The organism is Glutamicibacter sp. NPDC090743, from assembly GCF_044769125.1.
GTDB lineage: Bacteria > Actinomycetota > Actinomycetes > Actinomycetales > Micrococcaceae > Glutamicibacter.
Map to the genome: position 1 here is coordinate 168,047 of NZ_JBIVXE010000006.1, position 20,932 is coordinate 188,978.

Below are 20,932 nucleotides of genomic sequence, written 5' to 3' on the forward strand. Positions count from 1 at the left end.
TCTCTCGCCATCAGCACCATCCGGTTTCCGTAGGAGCCCTGCCATTATCTCCCCCGAAATCAGCAGCTGCGAATAAGGAATGCCCGGTGAGCAAAAGTTGTTACCTCAAGCATGAGCGAAGATACTGCTGTCCAGTCCCCGGAAGACAAGCGCATCCGCGTGGATATCTTCTCCGATATTGCCTGCCCTTGGTGTTTCATCGGAAAGCGCCGCTTTGAGCGGGGTGTCGAGGCGTTCGAATACTCCCAGAACGTGGATGTCTACTGGCACTCGTACCAGCTGGATCCGAGCCTGCCTGAGAACTATGACGGCAGCGAGGCCGAATACCTCTCCCAGATGAAGGGACTGGGCCAGGAACAGGTCGCCCAAATGCTTGACCATGTCACCGCCCAGGCTGCTGCCGAAGGATTGAACTACGACTTCGCCAACTTGAAGGTCGCTAATTCCTTCACTGCACTACGCGTACTGGAATACGCCAAGAAGCATGGTGCCGGAAACGAGATGAAGGAAGCGCTGCTTTCTGCCCACTTCGAGAAGGGCCTGAACACCGGAGACCTAGAAACGCTGCTCGAACTGGCCGGAACGCTGGGGCTGGATACCGGGGAACTGCGTGCGAAGCTCTCGTCCGGATCCTACGTTGAGGAAGTCAACGCAGATATCGTCCAGGCACGCGAGCTGGGCATCAGCGGTGTTCCTTTCTTCATCATTGATGGAAAGTACGGCATTTCCGGCGCCCAGCCAGCCGAGGTCTTCGCAAATGCGCTGGGCCAAGTGCATTCCGGAGATGTGCAGACCCCGTAGCCAGCTATTTGCTGCAGACCAGCTTGCCTTCAGAAGTATCGAGCTTGCGTTCTTTTTCCAGGCCGTCGAACTTCTCCCCCAGCGCCAGGTCCACCCGGCTGCCCCACTTCTTTTCGTCGTAGATGAAAACGATGCCGGGGATCTGGCGCTGCACGGTGAAAGCCTGGGCATAGCCATCAGGCCCGGCAATGACCGCGCCAGTGGTTTCGGAGAGCGACTTCCACCCGGAAGTCAGCGACGAAATCTTGAAGCCGCGCTTTTCCAGTGCCTCGGCAGTGTCACCCGCAAGACCCGAAATATCGGTAGTGTTCAGCACGCGTATTTCGACATCTGAGGGTTTTTGGTACTTGAAATCGATGGCCGGGCACTTGGGGTTTTCGATTTTCGTCTCGCTTGGCTTCGGGCTCGCGACAGCGGCAGGCTCGCCACCCAACTTCAGCGTTCCGTTGAAAACGAGTACGGCGCCGGCCAAAACCGCGATCACCAGCAGGGCCATCACGGAGAAAACAATGTTCTGGCGTTTGCGGGCACGCCGCTTAGCCTGGCCGTCCGAGCTGAAACTTAATTCTTGCTCGTCGACAATATGCGCACCGTGCCATTGCCCCGGGTCATCGCGATCACGCATCATTCCACCTTGCTCTGGTCAGCCTTCGGCAGCTGCTGGCCTGAAGGCGACGTCATCGTCATCCTCGTGGCGCTAGCTTATCTAACTAGCGTCCAGATCCAATATGCGTGCGTGTATTACCGAGCGATGATGAAGCGCCGAGCGCAGCGCGCGGTGCATCCCATCCTCCAGATACAACACGTCCCGATAGCGCACTACATGCGGGAACAAGTCGCCATAGAAGGTGGAATCCTCAGAGAGCAATGTTTCAAGATCCAAGGTGGCTTTGGTGGTGACCAAGTCAGCTAGTTTCACTTGCTGCGGGGGAAGTCCGCTCCAATCACGCGCCGAAGAATAGCCGTGGTCCGGGTATGGACGGCCTTCACCTACCGCTCGAAAAATCACTATTCAAGCATACGGACAAACTCTCCAGACCCGCAGACCTGCAGATCAGGCGCTAGTTGGCAGGCCCCAGGAAGGCCACTTCCCGAGACGGCGCCGATTGAGCCGGGTGGCAGCCGGACTCGCCGCGCAGTTGCCCGGCGAATGCTACACGCGAATGCGAATAATCAGACACGCAATGCGAAAAAGCAAGGATTGTTACGCCAAGGGAAACTTGGAGGAACCGGGCGTAACTTTAGCTGGTAACAATCGCGTCATAAGGTGCACTCTGGGTTTATGAACAACGTAGTCACCGAGATCCCACTGCTCGATATTTCTACCGCACGCAATGCTGACGGCTCCTTCAACAAGGATTTCCTTGCCGCGATTCGCGACGCCGCACACCGCGTCGGCTTCTTCCAGATCGTCGGATACAGCGCATATGCCGGGCAGGACCAGGAACTGCTCGACACCATCGCAGAATTCTTCCAGAAGCCCGTTGAGCAGAAAATCAAGCTCGATAACCGCAATAGCGCCCAGTTCCGCGGCTACACCCGGATGGGCACCGAAATCACCCGCGGCCGCGCCGATGCCCGCGAACAGATCGACTACGGACCGGAACGCGAGACGTTGGCGGTCGTTCCCGAGGACAAGCCGTACTTGAACCTGCAGGGCCCGAACCAGTTCCCTGCCGATTTCCCCCAGCTCGAAGAGCGCGCCATGGCGTGGGCCGAGCTGATGAACAAAACCGGCCACGAGCTGCTTTCGGCCATCGCTGTGGGGCTGGGCTTGCCCGAAGGCCACTTCGACGAGCCATTCGCCAACACCCCGTCATGGATGGGCAAGTTGGTGCACTACGTTTCGGGCGACGTCGTACCAGAGTCGGGCAACCAGGGCGTTGGCCTGCACGCCGACTACGGCTTCGTCACCCTGCTGCTGCAGGACCAGGTTGGAGGGCTGCAGGTGCAACCCTACGGCCAGGAAGAGTGGATCGAGGTGCCGCCGACCCCGGGTGCATTGGTAGTGAACCTCGGGGAGATGCTCGAAGTCGCGACCAACGGCTACCTGATGGCCACCATCCACCGCGTCATTGCGCCACCAGCTGGCGTTGACCGCTACTCGGTGCCGTTCTTCTACTCCCCTCGACTGGATGCAGTGATCGACAAGGTCGAACTGCCAGCCGAGCTGGCTGCCGAAGCTCGCGGCGTCTCCGATGATCCGGAAAACCCAATGCTGGCTTCCTACGGCGCCAACGTGCTCAAGGGATGGCTGCGAGCCCACCCGCAGACCGCGGCCATCCACTACCCAGAGCTGGCCAAGGGGCGCAAAAGCGCCTAGGCCGTGAGCTTCTGCAGGGATCAGGAGCTGCACACGCAAAACCTGTTGGCGTCGAGCTGGTGAGAGATTACCGGCCCGGCGCCAATAGGCATTCAAAGCGCCTCGCTTATTCGACGCCGGAAAGCACGCAGAATTCGTTGCCTTCAGGATCAGCCATCACGATCCAGCTCTCGTCCTCCCGCTGGCCCACATCGGCGTAGCTGGCCCCCAAAGAGATCAGGCGATCAGCTTCTTCTTGCTGCTGGGCGTTTTGAGGACGCAGGTCCAGATGGAGGCGATTCTTGATGCTCTTGGTTTCGGGCACTTGCGCGAACGTCAATTTCAGCCCGCCCTGGCCTTGGGATCCGGACCCAATACTGACCAAGCCGGCTTCTTCTTCCAATACGTCATAATTCAGCGCTTCGCACCAGAACCTCGCCACCAGCATCGGGTTCGCGCAGTCGACGGCGATTTCGCTCAATACACTTGCCATAGTCTTACCTTGCCGAAAGATTGCTGAACAGTTGCCACGGATACTACCTGCCAGGTTCTGGCAATGCCGGTAAGCGCAAAAAAATAATGTCCCGACTCATCGTTTTCACGATGAGCCGGGACATTACATTCGGCGGAGGATAGGGGATTTGAACCCCTGAGGGCGTTAACCCAACACGCGTTCCAGGCGTGCGCCATAGGCCGCTAGGCGAATCCTCCTCAGTTTGCTCCGTGGAGCAGGATCCAGCATATCTAAATTCTCGCTCAATCACGAATCGGACGTTTCCACGTTGCTTCCCAGCTCATTCTTGAGGCGTCAAACCCCTGAAATTCGGTCATTTTGCACCTTTTCACCATCCCGATCTTTTCTCCAAAGGCTGCCGTTTGAACAGATCAATACTGTAAACATGAGTAAAAGAGAGGTATTTCACAGCCAAGACGACCCTCGCCGACTGCCTATCAGCCCGCCCGGGACAAGGAGTATCCCCGGAATCGATGGTCTTTGGGCCGCGAACCTGGACAAAGACAATCTCTTTACCCAGATCGCCGCTACCGCCATAAACCTTTATGACCAGTCGCCGGTCACTGCATCCGCCCAGGGCCTGGAGCGGCTGAAGACCATTGCCCGGCTGCACAGCATGCTGGATGCTGCCGAGGCAGCGGTGTTGGCCGATAGCTACGAATATTCGGTCGCCGAGACGATCAGCCACGGAACCCAAGAGCCGCTGCTGGATGACCCCGGCACAACGGAAGAAACAGCTGAAACTCATTCTGCCTACTTCTACGGTGTCAATCGCTCCGACGAGTCGCTGATCCGTTCTTCCTTTGTTGCCGAGGCATCGGTGGCAATGCGCTCCTCGGAAAAGAAAGTCCAGGACAAGTTGTTCTTCGCCGAAGGACTGCGCCATCTTTGCGCAGACACTTTGGACGCCCTGAGCGTCGGTGAGATCACGACCAGATCCGCGCAGGAGATCGTCAAGCACTCTCAGGATCTGGCACCCGAGGACGTGGCACTAATGCAACGAACCTTGCTGCCGATAGCGCGGCAGGCCGCTGACTCCGCGATAGCCCTACGTGCCAGGAAAATGCGTGAGCGATTGCATCCAAAGCCCATTGAAGAACGCCACAAGAAAGGTGCGGAGGACCGCAAGATCACCTATTGGCACGAGGCCAATGGAATGAGCGTGATTCAGCTGCATCTGCCGGTGGAAAAGGCGTTGGGCATTATCAATACGGTCAATTGGCATGCCGTACGCAATGTTGATCCAGCTGATAATCGGACCGAACAGCAACGACGGCTGGACATTGTTTGCGATGCGTTGCTCGATGGTTGGCCCGCAACCGAAGGGACCCCGCTCAAAGCTCGTGTAGCTGTCACGATTCCTGCGCTGGAAATGCTGGCCAACCCTAAACGCGCACTAGCTGACCTTGAGGGCTACGGGCCGATCCCAGTAGGGACAGCGCTGCTAATCGCAAAAGACGCCCCGTCTTTCATCAAGGTGCTCACCGATCCTTGGTCAGGGGCAGCTATAGACGTGGGCCGCGAAAAGTACCGTCCGTCCAAGGCGCTGCGTGATCTGCTGCGAAATCGGGATATCGTCTGCCGCTTCCCCGGGTGCAATCGGCCCGCCGAAGCATCCGAGATTGACCACATCGATGCATGGGCAAAGGGCGGGCACACCACGCGCAGCAATACGCATTTATTGTGCAAGCGGCATCAGATGTTCAAGCACGTGCTGGGATGGCAAGCCACCTATCTTCCGGACGGTTCAGTGAACTGGCGCTCCCCCAACGGCATGATTTGTGTTGAGCTTCCCGGCAGCGTCACCAGCGTCCAGAACTTCGACTTCGAGAAGGAGCAGACGCCCATGTTGCCTACCGTCCAGCTCAATGACCGCGTTCGACGCGTACTTGGGTGGCTAGAACCGCCTGAAGAAGCGACCGGCTGAGGACGAACAGCATTTTTGGTCAAGATCTCTGAGCCATGATTTGCAAGCTGAGAGCAAGCGCACGCCTGCCGATTTTCATCCAAGCGCCAACCTCGGGTAGTATTTTTGGTGACCCCTCGTGTGGTGTCATCCTGTTGAACTCCCCCAGGACCGGAAGGTAGCAAGGGTAGATGGGCTCTGGCAGGTGCATGAGGGGTCTTTTACTTTCTTACGCAAGCCGAATGGAGTCCACGTGGGCGCTGGCCGTTTCGCCCCTAGCCCTTCGGGGCCACTCCACCTTGGCAATTTGCGCACGGCCATCCTCGCTTGGCTTTTCGCCCGCTCCTCGCAACGCAAATTCCTACTGCGCATTGAAGACTTGGATCGTGTTCGTTCCGGCGCCGAAGCCACCCAAATTGCTGAATTATCGTCCTTGGGCCTTGATTTCGACGGCGAAATTCTCCGACAGTCCGACCGCCTTCCGATTTATCTCCAGGCCGTTGAGCGGCTCAAGGCCCGCGGCTTGGTCTATGAATGCTTCTGCTCGCGCAAGGACATCGCCGAAGCCGGAAGTGCTCCGCATGCTGCGCCCGGCGCCTACCCGGGAACCTGCCGCGATCTGAGCGCCAGCGAACGCTCGGCTAAAGCACAGAACCGTCCAGCCGCCTTGCGACTGCGTTCAGAAGTGAACGAATTTTCTGTTCATGACGAACTATTCGGCGATTACACCGGTGCGGTAGATGATTTCGTCCTGATCCGCAACGATGGAGCTCCCGCCTACAACCTTGCGGTTGTCGTCGACGATGCGTTCTCAGGCATCGACCAGGTCGTGCGCGGAGATGATTTGCTCTCTTCTGCGCCGCGGCAGGCCTATCTGGCAACGCTACTGGGCTACACGGTCCCGGCCTACGCGCACGTACCGCTGGCACTGAACACCAAGGGCCAGCGCTTGGCTAAACGCGACGGTGCAGTAACACTCGAAGAGATCACCGAACAAGGTGTGCATCCAGCCAACGTTGTGGCGATTTTGCTAGAGTCATTGGGCTTGCCCAGCACAAGTTTGCAGGCAGCCCTGGAAGCTTTCGATCCGGCGAATCTGCCACGTGAACCGTGGACCGTCGAACCATTGAATATTGTCCAACAGCTGATGCCTAAAGCATCAGGCAACTGATAGGGAACCGGTGTGAGTACAGCGCTATATCGCAGATATCGTCCCGATACGTTTGGCGACGTTATCGGCCAGGAGCACGTTACTGCGCCCTTGATGACGGCGCTGGAGAAGAACCGCGTCAACCACGCCTACCTATTCTCCGGTCCGCGCGGTTGCGGCAAGACGACTTCTGCCCGCATTTTGGCCCGTTGCTTGAACTGCGAGCAGGGCCCTACGCCCGTTCCTTGCGGCACCTGCCCAAGCTGCGTGGACCTTGCCAATGGTGGCCCGGGTTCGCTGGATGTCATCGAGATTGACGCAGCCAGCCATGGCGGCGTCGATGATGCCCGCGATCTGCGCGAGCGCGCAACCTTCGCGCCGACTCGCGACCGCTACAAGATCTTCATCATCGATGAGGCCCACATGGTCACGGCGGCAGGCTTCAATGCCTTGCTGAAGATCGTTGAAGAGCCACCGGCGCACATCAAATTCATCTTCGCGACTACCGAGCCGGAAAAGGTCATCGGCACCATCCGCTCGCGTACCCACCACTACCCATTCCGCCTGGTTCCGCCAGAGGCATTGCTGGCGTACCTGCAAGTGCTCTGCGAACGCGAAAGCGTCGCGGTAGCCGAAGGCGTACTGCCACTGGTGATCCGTGCTGGCGGCGGGTCGGTCCGCGACACCCTTTCGGTGCTGGATCAGCTGATCGCTGGTGCCCGCGATGGCAACCTGGATTACGAGACGGCCATTGCACTGCTGGGCTATACCCACTCGACACTGCTCGATGAGGTCACCTTGTCGCTGCACGAATCCGATGGCGCTGGTCTGTTCGGTGCGATTGACCGCATCATCCAGACCGGTCTGGATCCCCGGCGCTTTGTTGAAGACGTGCTGGAGCGCTTCCGCGATCTGATCATCGCCAAGGCCATGCCAGAAGGCCTTGAGAAGATCTTGCGCGGCGTACCCGAAGACCAGCTTGAATCCCTTCGCTTGCAGGCTGGCCTGGTCGGCGCAGGCGAACTATCGCGCTGGGCCGATGTCACCAACAAGGCCCTGAGCGAGATGACCGGCGCAACCTCGCCTCGTCTGCACCTGGAATTGCTGGCCGCGCGCTTGATGCTGCCCGGTTCGCAGAATTCCGACAGCGCTTTTGCCGCTCGGCTGGATCGGTTGGAGCGCCATGCGATGACCGGTGGAGTGCTGCCTGCGCTTGATGAGGACGACGCTGCAAGTGCTGGTGCCTCAATGAACGCCACTCCTAACCCGGGCGCCGCGCGTCAGGGTGCTGCCGCAGTACGTGAAGCCCTGGCCGCCGCCAAATCCCGTCGTGAGGGTGCACCCGAACCGGCTGAAGCGCAGGGCGAACCAGTGGCTGGCGAACAGGCCCCACAGGTTCAGCCAAATCATGCCCAGCCGCAACCGCAGGCTCCCGAGGCTCCAGCGCAAATGCAGCAGCCCGTGCAGCACGCAGAACCAGTTCTAGCTCAGCGCACCGAGCAGCCTCAAGAGACTCCGCAGCCAGTACCTGCCGAGCAGGAAACGCATCCTCAGCAGTCCGCGCCATCACAGCCACAGCCACAGCCACAGCCACAGCCACAGCCACATGATGATGATCCAAATGCTCCGCTGGATCCAGGCGCGGCAGCGTCGCTGAACACTGGTGAAGCCGCTGACTGGGGCGCAACTTGGGGTCCAAAGGGCGAAAACTACTCGGTGACCACCGAGGTGCAGCCTGGTCCGAGTATTCCGGCAGCTCGTCCGGAAGGCGTGGCACCATTCAGCTTGGTTCCCGATCCTTCCAGCGGTGAAGACCTGTCATTCGGCACCGGGGTCTCCATTGATGACGTGAAGCAAAATCCTGCCATGGCCGAATTCGCACGTCGTGCGGCTGCCAACCGAACACCACAAGCACCGCAGTCGGCACAGCCGCAACAGGCACCAGAAGCTAGCCAGGCTGGCGTGGATGCCCAGCGCCATGCTGCCCACCAGGCGCAAGAACAAGCCCAAGGCGAACAAGCTGAACGCGAAGCACAACAGCGCGCCGCACAAGAACAAGCCCAACGCGAACAAGCTGAACGCGAAGCACAACAGCGCGCCGCACAAGAACAAGCCCAACGCGCTCAAACACCGCAACAGCAACAGCAACAGCAACAACAGGGTGCTCAGCAACCTCAACATGGTGCCCCTAGCGGGATGCCGCAGAGCCAGCCAGCACCACAGGACACCGGCTCACCGGTGGCGATGTTCCAGCAAGCGTGGCCAACGATCTTGCAGCAGTTGCAGGGCAGCTCGCGCGTCCTGCATTCCATGGTTGCCACCTATGGCTCTGTGGCAGGCTTCGATGGCCGCACCCTCACCTTGGCGTTCAGCAATACTGGCCCAATCGTGAATCTGCGCAACCGGCCGGATCTGATGAACACGCTGACCGGGGTTCTGTCCCAGGTCACCGGTGCACCGATCGAAGTGGTCCTCACCGAAGGCGGCTCCAACCCCAACGGTGGTGGTTCCCCAAAAGGTGAGCGCCGGCCAATCCCGGCGCCAACCCCAGCACCAACTAAGTTCACCAAGGCTGTAAGTTCTGCTGGGGCGGCCGCGCGCGCTGCGGCACGGGCCCAAGCTGCCGCTCCGGCACCGCAGCAGCGTCCGGTATCCGCTGTGCCAAGCTCGGCACCAGTCGCGCCTGCACCCCGCGCCCATGACGGGTACGACAGCTCCTACGATGACGTCCCGCCTCCAGCGGATGAACCCTACTTCGACGAGCCACCGTTCCCAGATGACCCGTACTACGTGCCAGCTGGTTCTGTTCCGGAAGCGCAGCAGGTGCAGCCGCAGCAACAGGCTCCGGTCCCGGCCGTGGCTCCGCAGCCGACCCCGGCAGCGCCAGCGCCGGCGCCGGCGCCGGCGGCTAGTGCACCACGGAGTTTCGGTGGACCTCCGGTGGCTCCCAAGCCCCGGATGACCGCTGGCATGACCGCGCGCCAGGCTGAGGGCGGTGTTCCGAACATTGCACGTCCGGTTTCTTCGACCCCGTTGCACCCGGAAAGCACCACCGATTCCTTCGGGAATCTAGCGGTTGGCGAATCCGGGCAGCAGGCTCCACAAGCTATGGCGCCATCAGCTCCATCGGTTCCGGAAGCCCCGGCGCCGCGGGCTGCCCAAACGCAGCCGCAGGTCCGCCCCCAGCACCAGGAACAGCCTCGCCAGGAACCGGCAGCCCCGCAGCCGGCCCCTGAATCCGCTCCGGGATGGGGCGCTCCACAGGCTGAACCGGCACCGGATCCTGCGGACTCGGCACCGGCGGCCTCAGGCCGCATGAGCCGATACCAGCAGCTGATGGACCAAGCGAAGAACGCACCCAGTGCGCCGGCGCCTGCCCAGGCGGCGAGCGGCTGGGGCGGTCCTGCTTCAGCTCCCGCGCCCGCTCCGGTGCAAGAGCCCGAGGAATTTGTCCCGAGCGACGATGATATCGAGGTCGAGGATTCGGCACTGATCGGTGTTCCAGCCGTGGAACGCCTGCTCGGCGGCATGGTCATCGAGCAGCGCGACGTCAACGGGAATGTAGTGGAAATCAAACGAAGCTTGTAGCCGGCACCACGGCGAACTGTCGGAGTGAGACACTAGGGTGTACCACGGAACAATTTCACGGTATTGAAGCAAGCTAGAAAGTAGGCGCACGTGTACGAAGGTGCTGTACAGGAACTGATCGACGAGCTCGGTCGCTTGCCTGGCATCGGCCCGAAGTCGGCTCAGCGCATTGCTTTCCACATTCTTGACGCCGATGCCGAGGACATGACCCGGCTCGCCGCCTCGATCCAGCTGGTCAAGGAAAAGGTGAAGTTCTGCGAGATCTGCTTCAACATCTCGGAGCAGGAAACCTGCGCCATTTGCCGCGATGAACGCCGCGATGGCACCAAGATCTGCATCGTGGAGGAGTCCAAGGACGTCCTGGCCATTGAGCGCACCCGGGCGTTCTCCGGCAAGTACCACGTGCTCGGCGGTTCCATTAATCCGCTGGCAGGCATTGGCCCGGAACAGCTGCACATCCGCGAGCTGGTAACCCGCTTGGCCGATGACTCGATCACCGAACTGATCCTGGCCACCGACCCGAATCTCGAAGGCGAAGCCACCGCCGTGTACCTGGTGCGCGCGCTAGCCCCTTTGGGCATCCACATCACCCGGTTGGCCTCCGGCCTGCCGGTGGGCGGCGATCTGGAATACGCCGATGAAGTGACCCTGGCCCGCGCCTTCGAGGGACGTCGCGCTGCCGGCCGCACCGCGCCGGGTCCGGCCCGCGCCAAGGCCCAGAAGCAGGGATCCGAGGAGCAGGCGCCGCAAGATCAGTCCGGAGAAGCTGCAGAGAAGCCAAAAGCCCAGCTATCCGAACCTCGCCTGCTGCACGTTGGCGGTGCGCCGGTTCCTTCCAGCAACGCTGGCGAAGGGCCTTCGCATCCGGTAGTTCCCGAGATGGATAACCGTCGCAGCCAGTAGTCCTGGTTGCCTTGGAACGCTCTGCACTCTTCCGGTTCGCCGGCTTGAGCGCAGGGCGTTTTTCTATGCCCGCACGGTGATGTGGGGTGAAACACGCTTAGTTGATAATAGTCAACTATCGCCGTATAGTTGATATCAATCAACCATTCAGGCCCTCTATGCCTGACCCTAAATTTTTGGAGCTTCCATGACCGCAACCGCACCGGTCGCCAAGCCCAAGATGACTCACCGCGAAATCCTCACTGCCCTCACGGGCATTTTGATGGGCATGTTCGTCTCCATCTTGGCCAGCACCGTCGTTTCCAGCTCGCTGCCAGTGATCGTCTCCGATCTCAACGGCAGCCAGACCGCCTACACCTGGGTGGTCACCGCCACCTTGTTGGCGACCACCATCTCCACTCCGATCTGGGGCAAGCTCGCCGACCTGGGCAACCGCAAACTGCTGCTGCAGATCTCGCTCGGCATCTTCGTGCTGGCCTCGGCCGCCGCAGGTTTCTCGCAGGACACCAGCTTCCTGATCACCATGCGCGTTGTCCAGGGACTGGCCGGTGGCGGCGTTGGCGCCTTGGCGCAGATCGTCATGGCCGATTTCCTCTCCCCTCGCGAACGCGGAAAGTACATGGGCCTGTTCGGCGCTGTCATGGCCGTTGGAACCGTGGGCGGCCCGCTGATCGGCGGCTTCGTTACTGACACCATCAACTGGCGCTGGAACTTCTTCATCGCCCTGCCTTTCGCCATCGCTGCGGTCATCCTGATCCAGCGCACCTTGCACCTTCCGGCCATGGCCAAGCGCAAGGTCAAGATCGACTACTGGGGCATCGTCCTGCTTTCCTCCGGCGTCTCGCTGCTGCTGATCTGGATGTCGCTGGGCGGCTCGCAGTTCGAGTGGGCCTCGACGACCAGCTACCTGATGATTGCCGGTGCGGTAATCCTGCTGGCGCTGTTCATTCTGGTCGAAGCCAAGTCCTCCGAGCCGCTGCTGAGCCTGGGCCTGTTCAAGAACCGCACCTTCACCTTCGCGGTCATCGCATCGCTGGCCGTTGGCGTTTCGATGTTCGGCACCTCGGTGTTCCTCAGCCAGTACATGATCATGGCCCGTGGCGCATCAGCCACCATGGCCGGCCTGATGACCTTCCCGCTGATGGGCGGCCTGCTGGTCATCTCCACCATCGGCGGTGCGATGATCTCGCGCACCGGCAAGTGGAAGGCACTGGTTGTCACCGGTTCGGTGCTGATCGTCGTTGGGCTGTTCCTGCTGGGAACCATCCACTACGACACCAACTACGCGTTGGTCGCCGCCTACATGTTCATCCTCGGCGCCGGCATGGGCCTTGTCATGCAGAACATGGTGCTGGTCGTGCAGAACTCGGTCCACGTCAAGGAACTGGGTGTAGCCTCCTCGGCCGTGAACTTCTTCCGCACCTTGGGCGGCACTGCAGGTACCGCAGGCCTGGGCGCCATACTGGCGACCACTGTGCCGAACATGATCGCCGACCGGCAATCCGATTTGGCCGCAGCCCTGGCTTCCCTGGGCGACCAAGCCAAGGAGCTGACCGCAGCATTGGGATCGGGCACCCTGCCTTCAGTTGCAGCGATGCCTGAACCGGTCCGCGTGATCTTCGAGTCCATCTACGGCGACGCAGTGCCTTCGCTGTTCACCATTGCCGCTCCGCTGTCGCTGCTCATCGTCGTGGCTGTCTGCCTGATCCCCAACCAGTCGCTGAAGACCCAGACTGCAAGTGAACGCATGCAGGAGCTGGCTGCTGAGGACCAGGACGCAGCCAAGGCAGAAACGCCAGCTGGCAACTAGGAGATCCGGTGCAGGTTTCAAGCAAAGCCGAAGACGTTCCCGCCGCTCAACGCCCCGATCTCTATGCGTCAGCCGAACAGGAATTATTTTCACTGATCGCGCTGACGACGCGTGCCAAGCGGGAACTGGCCACTCGGCTCGACAGCCGACTCACCCCGGGATACCTGCCCGTGCTCGGGATGATTCTGCGCAGCCAACGCATCACCCAGTCTGAAATCTGCGAACACTTGCTGGTCGATAAAGCTGCGCTATCGCGCATGATCACCAAGCTGGAACAGCTGGCGCTGGTCAAGCGTGAAGTCGACCCGGAAGACCGGAGGGTGTTCCACATCCTGCCTACCGAGCTTGCGGTTGAAAGGTGGCATGAATGCTTCCAAGGGTGGCGTACAGAGCTCCGCTCGCGCATGACCAATTGGGACAATGAGGATCTGTCGGCACTCATCGACCTCCTGAGCCGATTGAATTTGGAAATCAAGTCCCTCTAAAGCAGTCCAATCCCTGGCCGGTCTTCTCGGAATTACCGAGAAGACCGGCCAGGGGCTTTTAAAGCCCACTACATGCACCGGCAGTTCACGGCTTCGCACAGCGCCCTCGCTCACGGCCCATTCCCCGGCGCCAGACAGCGGCGCCGCGGCCACCTTGTTGTTGGAGCTTGCCAGGTTTCGGCACATGAGCACTTCACTGGGCAGATCAGGGAAAATCGAAATCCGCACTGGTTCAAGAGTGGAAGGAATGGGCAGGCATCATGGATGCCGCGGGCCTGCGCGACATGACGCAGAACGAATGGATTCAGAGGCTGCTTCCGCTGATGCAGGACCCGCAGAAAAGCGGCAGGCTCCTGCGGGCCCGGCGCATCGCTTCGGAGTACCGACAGCTCCAAGTCCGCCCTAGACTGTCCTCATGGCAACAAAAAGCAGCAACCTCCCGGCCATCGCCAAGGCCACCGGCATTGAATGGGATCAGTGGTGCGCCAAACTGCGCGCTGGCGGAGCCGATCAACTTACGCACAAGCAGATAGCCGAACTGGCTTTCACCCACATGCCCCCAACCGTCGATACTCCGGGCTGGTGGGCTCAATCCGTGGCTGTAGCCTATGAGCAGCACATTGGCCGACGCCTGCCCGGCCAATCCCAAGACGGCACCTTCCAAGGTTCGGTGAGCAGCACCATCGATGCTGATTTGGATACCGCGCTGGAACGCTGGATCGCCTGCGTCCAGGGGCGCCAGGAGTTCAACGGCCACCAGCTTTCCGAACCTGCACGCACCAGCGGCTCAGAGCGATGGCGCTATTGGCGAGCTGATTTCAGCGACGGAACCAAGACACAGGTAGACATTGGCCTCAAAGGTGGAAAATCCTCGGTTGCCATAAACATTACTAAGGCTGGAACACCTGAACAGGTGTCTGGATGGAAGAGCTTTTGGCGACAAATTTTGGCTGAATTCAAGGGGTAGCCAGTGTTTTTCAACAACCTGCATTGAGGTTCCTAGGCAATATGACCAATGGTTACCTTCACAACTAGGACATGTCGCCCCGTAGCTGTCACAATATTTATCTGGTAGATGTCTCGCGCCACAGTTCCATCAAAAAGCACCGGCGGCGAGGCACAGCTTTCAACAGGTGGAGTGAGTGCCCATGGGCCTAATTGTTCAAAAGTTTGGCGGTTCTTCCGTTTCAGATGCCGAAGGCATCAAGCGTGTAGCGCGCCGAATTATTGATACTAAGTCCAAGGGCCATGACGTCGTTGTCGTTGTTTCCGCAATGGGCGACACCACCGATGACTTGCTAGACCTGGCAGGCCAGCTTACCGATGATGCACCAGCCCGCGAGATGGACATGCTGCTCTCCGCTGGCGAACGCATCTCGATGTCGCTGCTGGCGATGGCGATCAACCAGCTCGGCGAGCAGGCCGCTTCATTCACCGGCTCGCAGGCAGGATTGATCACCGACTCGACCCACGGCAAAGCCCGCATCATGGAGGTCTCCCCACAGCGCGTACGCCGTGCTATCGACCGCGGATTCATCGCCATCGTCGCTGGGTTCCAGGGCATGAGCAAGGAATCCAAGAACATCACCACCATGGGCCGTGGCGGCTCGGATACCACCGCCGTCGCGCTGGCCGCAGCTCTGGGCGCCGATGTCTGCGAAATCTACACCGACGTGGACGGCATCTACACCGCCGACCCGCGCGTGGTCGCCTCGGCCAAGAAGATCGAGAAGATCACCAGTGAAGAAATGCTGGAAATGGCCGCCAGCGGCTCGAAGATCTTGCACCTGCGTTGCGTGGAATACGCCCGCCGTTTCGGCGTGCCGCTGCACGTGCGCTCTTCATTCAGCACCAACGAGGGCACCTGGGTGCTCCCGGATCCCGAAGACAAAATCAAAATTCAAGAGGGAGAACCCTTGGAACAGCCAATCATCTCAGGTGTCGCCCACGACCACTCCGAAGCCAAGGTCACCATCATTGGCGTACCGGATATCCCCGGTAAAGCAGCACAGATTTTCGGCGTTATCGCCGCTGCGCAGGCCAATATCGACATGATTGTGCAGAACATCTCGACGCGCGGTTCGGGTGCCACCGATATCTCCTTCACCCTGCCGATGACCGAGACCAAGCATGTGCTTGAAGCACTGAACACCGCGAAGCCGGAGATCGGTTTCGAGGAAATCGAGCACAATGACGAGGTTGGCAAGCTCTCGTTGATCGGTGCCGGAATGCGCTCGAATCCAGGAGTCTCCTTCACCTTCTTCGAGGCCTTGCACCGCGCGGGCGTGAACGTGGACATGATCTCCACTTCAGAGATCCGCATCTCCGTGGTCACCGACGCCGACAAGCTCAACGATGCAGTACGCGCTATCCACACCGCGTTCGATCTGGATACCGATGTGGAAGCCACCGTCTACGGCGGCACCGGCCGCTAAGCGCCGCCAAGCTGATAGGGAGAACGCCTGCGAAACAATTACTGTTTCGCAGGCGTTCTCCCTATTAACTGCTATTTATTCGGTTCCAGTGTCTTGGTATAGACGATTTCGCCCAAGCCATTGCGCAGCGTGACGGTGAACAGGTCCTGCTCATCGAGGTCGACGTGGCCGAAGAACTGGCCCTTGCCATCGCGCGGCGACTGGTTGGTGGTGCCAGCCAGCGAGAAGTCCACGCGTGGACCGAAAGTGCCATCCATTTGGTTCGGCCCGAAAGAACCGGCATTGACTGGACCGGCCACGAATTCCCAGAACTCATTGAACTCGCTGAAGGCTGCACGCTCTGGAGAGTAGTGGTGCGCCGCGCAATAGTGCACATCCGCGGTCAGGAAGACGACATTCTTGATGCCGCGGTCCTTGATGGCCTTGAGCAGGCGGGCAAGTTCCAGCTCGCGGCCTAGTGGTGCGCCGTGGTCTGCGTTGGAAATTGATTCCTGCGCCTTGCCGTCCGGAACAATGATGCCCAGCGGCAGGTCGTTGAGAATGACTTTCCAAGTTGCCTTGGACTTGGCCAAGGAATCGACTAGCCAATTCAGCTGCTCTTCGCCGAGAATTGAAGTGGACTTCTCTTCCATTCCGGTGGTGTTCTCGGACTTGTAGCTGCGCATGTCCAATGCGAACAGGTCCATTGCTGGACCACGCGAGATTTTGCGGTAGATGCGTGCCGCCTCGAATCCGGTGCCTGCGCGCATGGCGCGCGGGTCGGCGATCGGCTGGTATTCCTGCCAGGCCTGGCGGCCACGGGCGGCAAGGGTGTTGATATCGCGCACCGTGTAGCGCTCATCTTCGAGGACCTCACCCGGCCACCAGTTGTTATGGGTCTCGTGATCATCCCACTGGGCAATCACCGGAACCTCTGAATACATGGCACGCACATTGTGGTCCATCAGGTTGTAGCGGTGCCGCCCACGGTACTCGGCCAGGGTCTCGGCCACCTTGGAGACTTCCTCGGTGACCAAGTTGCGCCAGATCTGGCCGTCCGGTTCCACAACTTCTGCGGCAATCGGACCGTCGGCGTAGATGGTGTCGCCGCTGTGCACGAAGAAGTCCGGCTTGGTTGCATGCATGGCCGCGTAGGCGCGCATGCCACCGATTTCTTCGTTGATGCCCCAGCCCTGGCCAGCGGTGTCGCCGGACCACACAAAACTCTGGGCACGGGAGGCGTCGTGGTTGCGGCGACCGGTCAACGCCGGTGCGGTGCTGAACCAGCCGTTCTGAGTCTCGCCAAGGGTGCCGTTATCGTCCTCGAAACCGATGCTGACTGCGAAACGGGTACCGGCAGGCAGATGCTCGGCATTGATCTTTGCAGTGAAGTCAGTGGCCTCGCGGGCGTAGGCACCGCGCAAAGTCTTGGCGAAGGATCCACGGCCGCGGATGATTTCCCCTGCTTCGTCCACCGCACGCAGCTGCGCGCGCAAGCGGCCTTCCCCGGAGCTGCGAGCCCAGAGTACGGCATTGCTGGCAGAGACATCCCCCATGGAAAATCCGCTGGTCAATCCCAGGCGGGAACGCACGAGTCGGGGACTGCTGGAAGCCAGCGCTGCTCCAGTGGGCCCAACCAAGGTCAATGCACCTGCGCCAATGGCGCCGGTGAGCAATTTGCGTCGCGAAATATTATTCATGGGATTCAGTGTTCACGACTTGATCAGCCATTTCCTTGAGCCCAGATGAACACCAAGAGAAATCATTCGTGTCCAGTCCACGCCACGAATCCAGAGATCCTGAACTCCAAAGCACGCCCATTACTGGCAGACTGGAAAAATGAGTTCACCTCAAGTCATTTCTGGCCCGCCGTCCGCTGGCCACCCAATTCCTCCGGCTGCGCGCACTGCAGCCGGCCAGGCGGAAATCGAGGGTATCTGGCAGAACGCATTAGGCGGGATAACATACCGGATTGGACAGGGCGAGCAGATGCGCTTCGCCAAGTGGTCGCCGGGATGCCCTCCCGCAGAGGACGGCGATCTCCTGGCTGAAGCCCTGCGCATGCGGTGGGCGGGAGAATTCATCAGAGTCCCCGAAGTGCTCAGCTGCGGACAGCATGCTGACGGCCAGCTGCTCGTCACGGCAGCATTGCCCGGGCACAGTGCAGTCAGCGAGCTTGGCAAAAGCGATCCGGCGCGATCCGCGTATGCAGTGGGCGCCGGTCTGCGCCACCTGCACGATCGGCTGCCGGTCGACCAGTGCCCCTTCAGCTGGGATCTGGAATCCCGCATCCAGCACCTGCCTGCCCAGGAGCAAGCTGCTTTGCTGGCTGAAATCCCGGAGCTTGATCTTGTGGTCTGCCATGGCGATGCTTGCCTGCCCAACACGATCATCACCGATAGCCATGATTTCAGCGCGCATGTGGATATGGGGAAATTGGGTGTCGGAGACCGCTGGGCGGATCTCGCCGTTGCCGCATGGAGCACCGAGTGGAATTACGGGCCTGGTTTCGAACAGCATGTCTACGCCGGGTACGGAATCGAACCCGATGAGCGGAAGGTGTCGTTCTACCGAAAGGTCTGGGACGCAACCTAGGAGGCCGAGCCGCTAGCGTGCCACGTAACGGTGCTCGGGACGGCCACGAGTTCCGTATCCAAGCTGCAGCTCCAGGGATTCATTGGCCACCAGCGCCGCCAAATACCGTTGCGCTGTCGCACGGGCAACCCCAATTGCCTCCGCGACCTCGGCGACGCTCATGGGTTCGGTAGCATCCTTGACGCAGGAAAGAACTGCCTGCTCGGTGGGGGCGGCACCCACCGATGCGTTGGTTTCTTCGCCCCCTTGAAGCGCCCGGTACAACCGGTCCACGCCCTGCTGGTTGAACTCCGCGGTCCCGGTCAATTGGCGACGATAGCGAGCCCAGCCTTTGAGCTTGGCGGCCAGGGTCTTGGCCTCAAAGGGCTTGATGATGAACGCCAGTGCGCCCGAGCGCAGCGCTTTGTCAATATTCTTCGGTTCAATCGCCGCGGAAATCATGATCGCATCAACATCGAGTTCTCTCAACAGCTCGATTCCACTGACATGCGGCAGGTAGAGATCCAGCAATACCAAATCAGGTTTCAGGCTCTGCACCATTTTGGGCACAACACGCGGATCCTGCACAGGCTCCAGGGCCTGGAACCCGGGGATGGCGTTGACCATCTCAGCGTGCAGCTCTCCTACCCGGAAATCGTCATCGACAATTAGCACCCGGTAGTTGCCGCTGGAATTCTCGCTCAATGTTGCGCTCCTTCAATCTCGTCGTTTTCCGTATTGGCTGGCTCCACCAGTACCGCCGGCAATCTTGCTGCGATAACTGCCCCGGAACCATCCGTCCCGCGGTCCGCTATCCAGACGTCCCCGCTGCGGGCTTGGGCGAGCCGTCTGATCAGCGGCAATCCGACGCCATGGCCATGATCGCCACCCAGATGTGACCCGGTGCTGACGTCCCGGGCGAAGATATCCTCGTCGGTGGTAATGCCGGGTCCAGAATCGGCCACGGCGATGTGCAAGGTGTTCCCTTCGGAGAGCAAGTCGATTTCCACCCAGGGTTCTGCATCTGTGCAAAGAGCTGCCGTAAAGGCGTTATCCAGCAGATTCCCCAGGACTGCGGTGGCGTCTTGGGCATCGTGGGCCGAGGCGATGTGTCCGAAAAGCATGGATTGGGCAGACACTCTCAGTTCTATGCCTTGTTCGTGGGCGCGCACCGCCTTCGCCGAAATAAACGCCGAGAGGTAAGCGTCCTGGATGGCCTCCAGCCCGGGAACCCGAGCGATCTTCGGCCCGGATTCCATCACCTCACGCAGGTAGTCTTCTGCCTGTTCGATCTTGCCCAAGTTGATCAGCCCGAGGACTGCGTGCATTCGGTTGGCGAATTCATGGCGCTGGGCGCGCAGCGCATCGGCCATGTCCTGGACTGCATCGAGTTTGGTTCCCAACGCTTCAAGGGTGGTGACATCATGGAGCAGCACGACCAGTCCGAGGTCCACTCCGTCACGGTCGACCTTGGTCACGCGGGCTATGAGCGAGTTGCCATTGGCCGCAAAGCGCACCGGTGCCGGGTCGCATTCCTTGATCGCCCTGACCAGCCGGTGATCCAAACCAGCGGATTCAAAGTGGCGGCCGACCACGTCCTCCAATTCGGTGCGGTGCGGCAGTCCCAGCAATTGCCTGGCGGCCCTGTTGCGCACGGTAATCCGGCTATCGGCGCCAATGCCCATGACACCTTCGGTAACACCGTAGAGCACGGCCTGCTGGTCCCTGACAAGCTGGGCAATTTCGGCCGGTTCCAGCCCAAGGGTCTGGCGCTTCAAACGGCGTACGGTGACTCGTCCGGCAAGCACTGCCAAGGCTGCGCAAATCGCCGCAAACAATACAATCCAGGCGAAGGACCCAAGCAGTGCCCCGGTCAAGGAGTCAGTGGTCACGCCCACGGAAACCTCTCCGATGACCGCACCCGCGGTACTGTAGACCGGGACCTTGGCGCGCACCGATTCACCAAGGGTTCCGTGTTCCCGGGAGACCGCTTCAATGCCTTCCAGCGCCACCGGGTCAGTAGAAACCATTTGGCCCAGTTCCTCGGGGTTCGGATGGCTCAAGCGCAGTCCGCGGTCCTCGGTAATCACCACGAAATACGCTTGCTCTTGCCCAATGACAGCGTTTGCCAGTTGCTGCAGTTTTCCATCGGCGAGCGCCTTGGCATCCAGCTCGTCCAGCTTTGCATAGTGCGAGACCTGCTCAACTACTTCCGGCAAGACGGCCACCGAACGAGCTATGGTCAGCGAGGTATCCTCGGCTTTCGAATAGACGCGGTCATAGCTGGCGAAAAGCGTTCCGGCGGTAACGAGAACAATCAGAACACCTACGACCAGGAATTGAAGTCGCATGATGCGTGATGCGAAATGCCGGGTGCCGGCGCCAGAACGGAACATGCCACCCAGCATAAACCCATCTTTCCACTCTCGTGATTTTAATGAGCAAAAAGTTGGCAAAGAACTTAAGCCTTCAACAATAAGCACAA

General features: G+C 60.1%; 16 protein-coding genes, 1 tRNA gene, 1 other RNA gene and 1 pseudogene. 12 read left to right on the forward strand and 7 right to left on the reverse strand.

Annotated features, from left to right (window positions below):
• Positions 1-111 precede the first annotated feature (111 nt).
• Entirely contained in the window at positions 112-801 is a 690-nt protein-coding gene (locus ACIQTS_RS13810) for a DsbA family protein (RefSeq protein WP_402473680.1), read from the forward strand.
• 4 nt (positions 802-805) lie between these two features.
• Here the strand turns inward: ACIQTS_RS13810 and ACIQTS_RS13815 are convergent, their stop codons facing one another.
• Positions 806-1,429 carry a LytR C-terminal domain-containing protein gene (locus ACIQTS_RS13815; protein WP_105662411.1) on the reverse strand — a complete coding sequence of 208 codons (624 nt, stop codon included), beginning with the start codon at positions 1,427-1,429 and terminating at the stop codon, positions 806-808.
• A 78-nt stretch (positions 1,430-1,507) separates the two neighbouring features.
• Positions 1,508-1,810 (reverse strand): type II toxin-antitoxin system VapB family antitoxin, encoded by a 303-nt coding sequence (locus ACIQTS_RS13820; RefSeq protein WP_388024543.1) that lies wholly within the window; start codon positions 1,808-1,810, stop codon positions 1,508-1,510.
• A gap of 273 nt (positions 1,811-2,083) precedes the next feature.
• Between ACIQTS_RS13820 and ACIQTS_RS13825 the strand changes: the two genes are divergently transcribed.
• Positions 2,084-3,124, forward strand: a complete 1,041-nt coding sequence (locus ACIQTS_RS13825) for an isopenicillin N synthase family dioxygenase (RefSeq protein WP_402473681.1) — start codon at positions 2,084-2,086, stop codon at positions 3,122-3,124.
• Positions 3,125-3,230: 106 nt separating this feature from the next.
• Here the strand turns inward: ACIQTS_RS13825 and ACIQTS_RS13830 are convergent, their stop codons facing one another.
• Both ACIQTS_RS13830 and ACIQTS_RS13835 read right to left on the reverse strand, forming a co-directional pair.
• Positions 3,231-3,596, reverse strand: a complete 366-nt coding sequence (locus ACIQTS_RS13830; RefSeq protein WP_402473682.1) for a VOC family protein — start codon at positions 3,594-3,596, stop codon at positions 3,231-3,233.
• A 133-nt stretch (positions 3,597-3,729) separates the two neighbouring features.
• Positions 3,730-3,814, reverse strand: a tRNA-Ser gene (locus tag ACIQTS_RS13835).
• 89 nt (positions 3,815-3,903) lie between these two features.
• On the opposite strand from ACIQTS_RS13835, the gene ACIQTS_RS13840 reads away from it, so the two are divergent.
• The 9 genes and pseudogenes from ACIQTS_RS13840 to ACIQTS_RS13880 all read left to right on the forward strand — a co-directional run bounded on the left by ACIQTS_RS13840 (position 3,904) and on the right by ACIQTS_RS13880 (position 15,894).
• Positions 3,904-5,544: an HNH endonuclease signature motif containing protein gene (locus ACIQTS_RS13840; protein ID WP_146112294.1), complete on the forward strand. Its 1,641-nt coding sequence runs from the start codon at positions 3,904-3,906 to the stop codon at positions 5,542-5,544.
• 107 nt (positions 5,545-5,651) lie between these two features.
• An RNA gene (gene ffs, locus ACIQTS_RS13845) (signal recognition particle sRNA small type) lies at positions 5,652-5,748 on the forward strand.
• Positions 5,749-5,776: 28 nt separating this feature from the next.
• Complete coding sequence (gene gluQRS / locus ACIQTS_RS13850; RefSeq protein WP_105662409.1) at positions 5,777-6,694, forward strand: tRNA glutamyl-Q(34) synthetase GluQRS; 918 nt, start codon at positions 5,777-5,779, stop codon at positions 6,692-6,694.
• 12 nt (positions 6,695-6,706) lie between these two features.
• Positions 6,707-10,261 carry a DNA polymerase III subunit gamma and tau gene (locus ACIQTS_RS13855; RefSeq protein ID WP_402473683.1) on the forward strand — a complete coding sequence of 1,185 codons (3,555 nt, stop codon included), beginning with the start codon at positions 6,707-6,709 and terminating at the stop codon, positions 10,259-10,261.
• Positions 10,262-10,351: 90 nt separating this feature from the next.
• Positions 10,352-10,942: pseudogene (gene recR, locus ACIQTS_RS13860) on the forward strand (recombination mediator RecR); the annotation flags it as partial.
• Between the two features lie 409 nt (positions 10,943-11,351).
• A complete protein-coding gene (locus ACIQTS_RS13865; protein WP_105657996.1) occupies positions 11,352-12,974 on the forward strand; it encodes an MFS transporter in 1,623 nt (540 codons plus the stop codon).
• 8 nt (positions 12,975-12,982) lie between these two features.
• On the forward strand, positions 12,983-13,459 hold the full coding sequence (locus tag ACIQTS_RS13870) for a MarR family winged helix-turn-helix transcriptional regulator (RefSeq protein ID WP_402473684.1): 477 nt from the start codon (positions 12,983-12,985) through the stop codon (positions 13,457-13,459).
• Between the two features lie 415 nt (positions 13,460-13,874).
• Positions 13,875-14,426, forward strand: coding sequence for a hypothetical protein (locus ACIQTS_RS13875; protein ID WP_402473685.1), 552 nt, complete (start codon positions 13,875-13,877; stop codon positions 14,424-14,426).
• 181 nt (positions 14,427-14,607) lie between these two features.
• Positions 14,608-15,894 (forward strand): aspartate kinase, encoded by a 1,287-nt coding sequence (locus tag ACIQTS_RS13880; RefSeq protein WP_105657993.1) that lies wholly within the window; start codon positions 14,608-14,610, stop codon positions 15,892-15,894.
• A 71-nt stretch (positions 15,895-15,965) separates the two neighbouring features.
• Here the strand turns inward: ACIQTS_RS13880 and ACIQTS_RS13885 are convergent, their stop codons facing one another.
• A complete protein-coding gene (locus ACIQTS_RS13885) occupies positions 15,966-17,573 on the reverse strand; it encodes an alkaline phosphatase D family protein (protein WP_400291182.1) in 1,608 nt (535 codons plus the stop codon).
• Between the two features lie 139 nt (positions 17,574-17,712).
• Here ACIQTS_RS13885 and ACIQTS_RS13890 point away from each other — a divergent pair, with 139 nt between their 5' ends.
• Positions 17,713-18,468 carry a phosphotransferase gene (locus ACIQTS_RS13890; RefSeq protein ID WP_402473686.1) on the forward strand — a complete coding sequence of 252 codons (756 nt, stop codon included), beginning with the start codon at positions 17,713-17,715 and terminating at the stop codon, positions 18,466-18,468.
• 12 nt (positions 18,469-18,480) lie between these two features.
• Here the strand turns inward: ACIQTS_RS13890 and ACIQTS_RS13895 are convergent, their stop codons facing one another.
• Both ACIQTS_RS13895 and ACIQTS_RS13900 read right to left on the reverse strand, forming a co-directional pair.
• A complete protein-coding gene (locus tag ACIQTS_RS13895; protein ID WP_105657990.1) occupies positions 18,481-19,152 on the reverse strand; it encodes a response regulator in 672 nt (223 codons plus the stop codon).
• On the reverse strand, positions 19,149-20,843 hold the full coding sequence (locus ACIQTS_RS13900; protein WP_400291178.1) for an ATP-binding protein: 1,695 nt from the start codon (positions 20,841-20,843) through the stop codon (positions 19,149-19,151). The genes ACIQTS_RS13895 and ACIQTS_RS13900 overlap by 4 nt, the downstream gene beginning before the upstream one ends.
• Between the last annotated feature and the right edge of the window lie 89 nt (positions 20,844-20,932).

What these genes read in the sequence shown, in the direction of transcription:
- ACIQTS_RS13825 (WP_402473681.1), top strand. Translation starts at nt 2,084, where the DNA reads ATGAACAACGTAGTCACCGAGATCCCACTGCTCGATATTTCTACCGCA.
- ACIQTS_RS13880 (WP_105657993.1), top strand. Translation starts at nt 14,608, where the DNA reads ATGGGCCTAATTGTTCAAAAGTTTGGCGGTTCTTCCGTTTCAGATGCC.
- ACIQTS_RS13815 (WP_105662411.1), bottom strand. Translation starts at nt 1,429, where the DNA reads ATGATGCGTGATCGCGATGACCCGGGGCAATGGCACGGTGCGCATATT.
- ACIQTS_RS13875 (WP_402473685.1), top strand. Translation starts at nt 13,875, where the DNA reads ATGGCAACAAAAAGCAGCAACCTCCCGGCCATCGCCAAGGCCACCGGC.
- ACIQTS_RS13830 (WP_402473682.1), bottom strand. Translation starts at nt 3,596, where the DNA reads ATGGCAAGTGTATTGAGCGAAATCGCCGTCGACTGCGCGAACCCGATG.
- ACIQTS_RS13885 (WP_400291182.1), bottom strand. Translation starts at nt 17,573, where the DNA reads ATGAATAATATTTCGCGACGCAAATTGCTCACCGGCGCCATTGGCGCA.
- ACIQTS_RS13890 (WP_402473686.1), top strand. Translation starts at nt 17,713, where the DNA reads ATGAGTTCACCTCAAGTCATTTCTGGCCCGCCGTCCGCTGGCCACCCA.
- ACIQTS_RS13810 (WP_402473680.1), top strand. Translation starts at nt 112, where the DNA reads ATGAGCGAAGATACTGCTGTCCAGTCCCCGGAAGACAAGCGCATCCGC.
- ACIQTS_RS13900 (WP_400291178.1), bottom strand. Translation starts at nt 20,843, where the DNA reads ATGTTCCGTTCTGGCGCCGGCACCCGGCATTTCGCATCACGCATCATG.
- ACIQTS_RS13865 (WP_105657996.1), top strand. Translation starts at nt 11,352, where the DNA reads ATGACCGCAACCGCACCGGTCGCCAAGCCCAAGATGACTCACCGCGAA.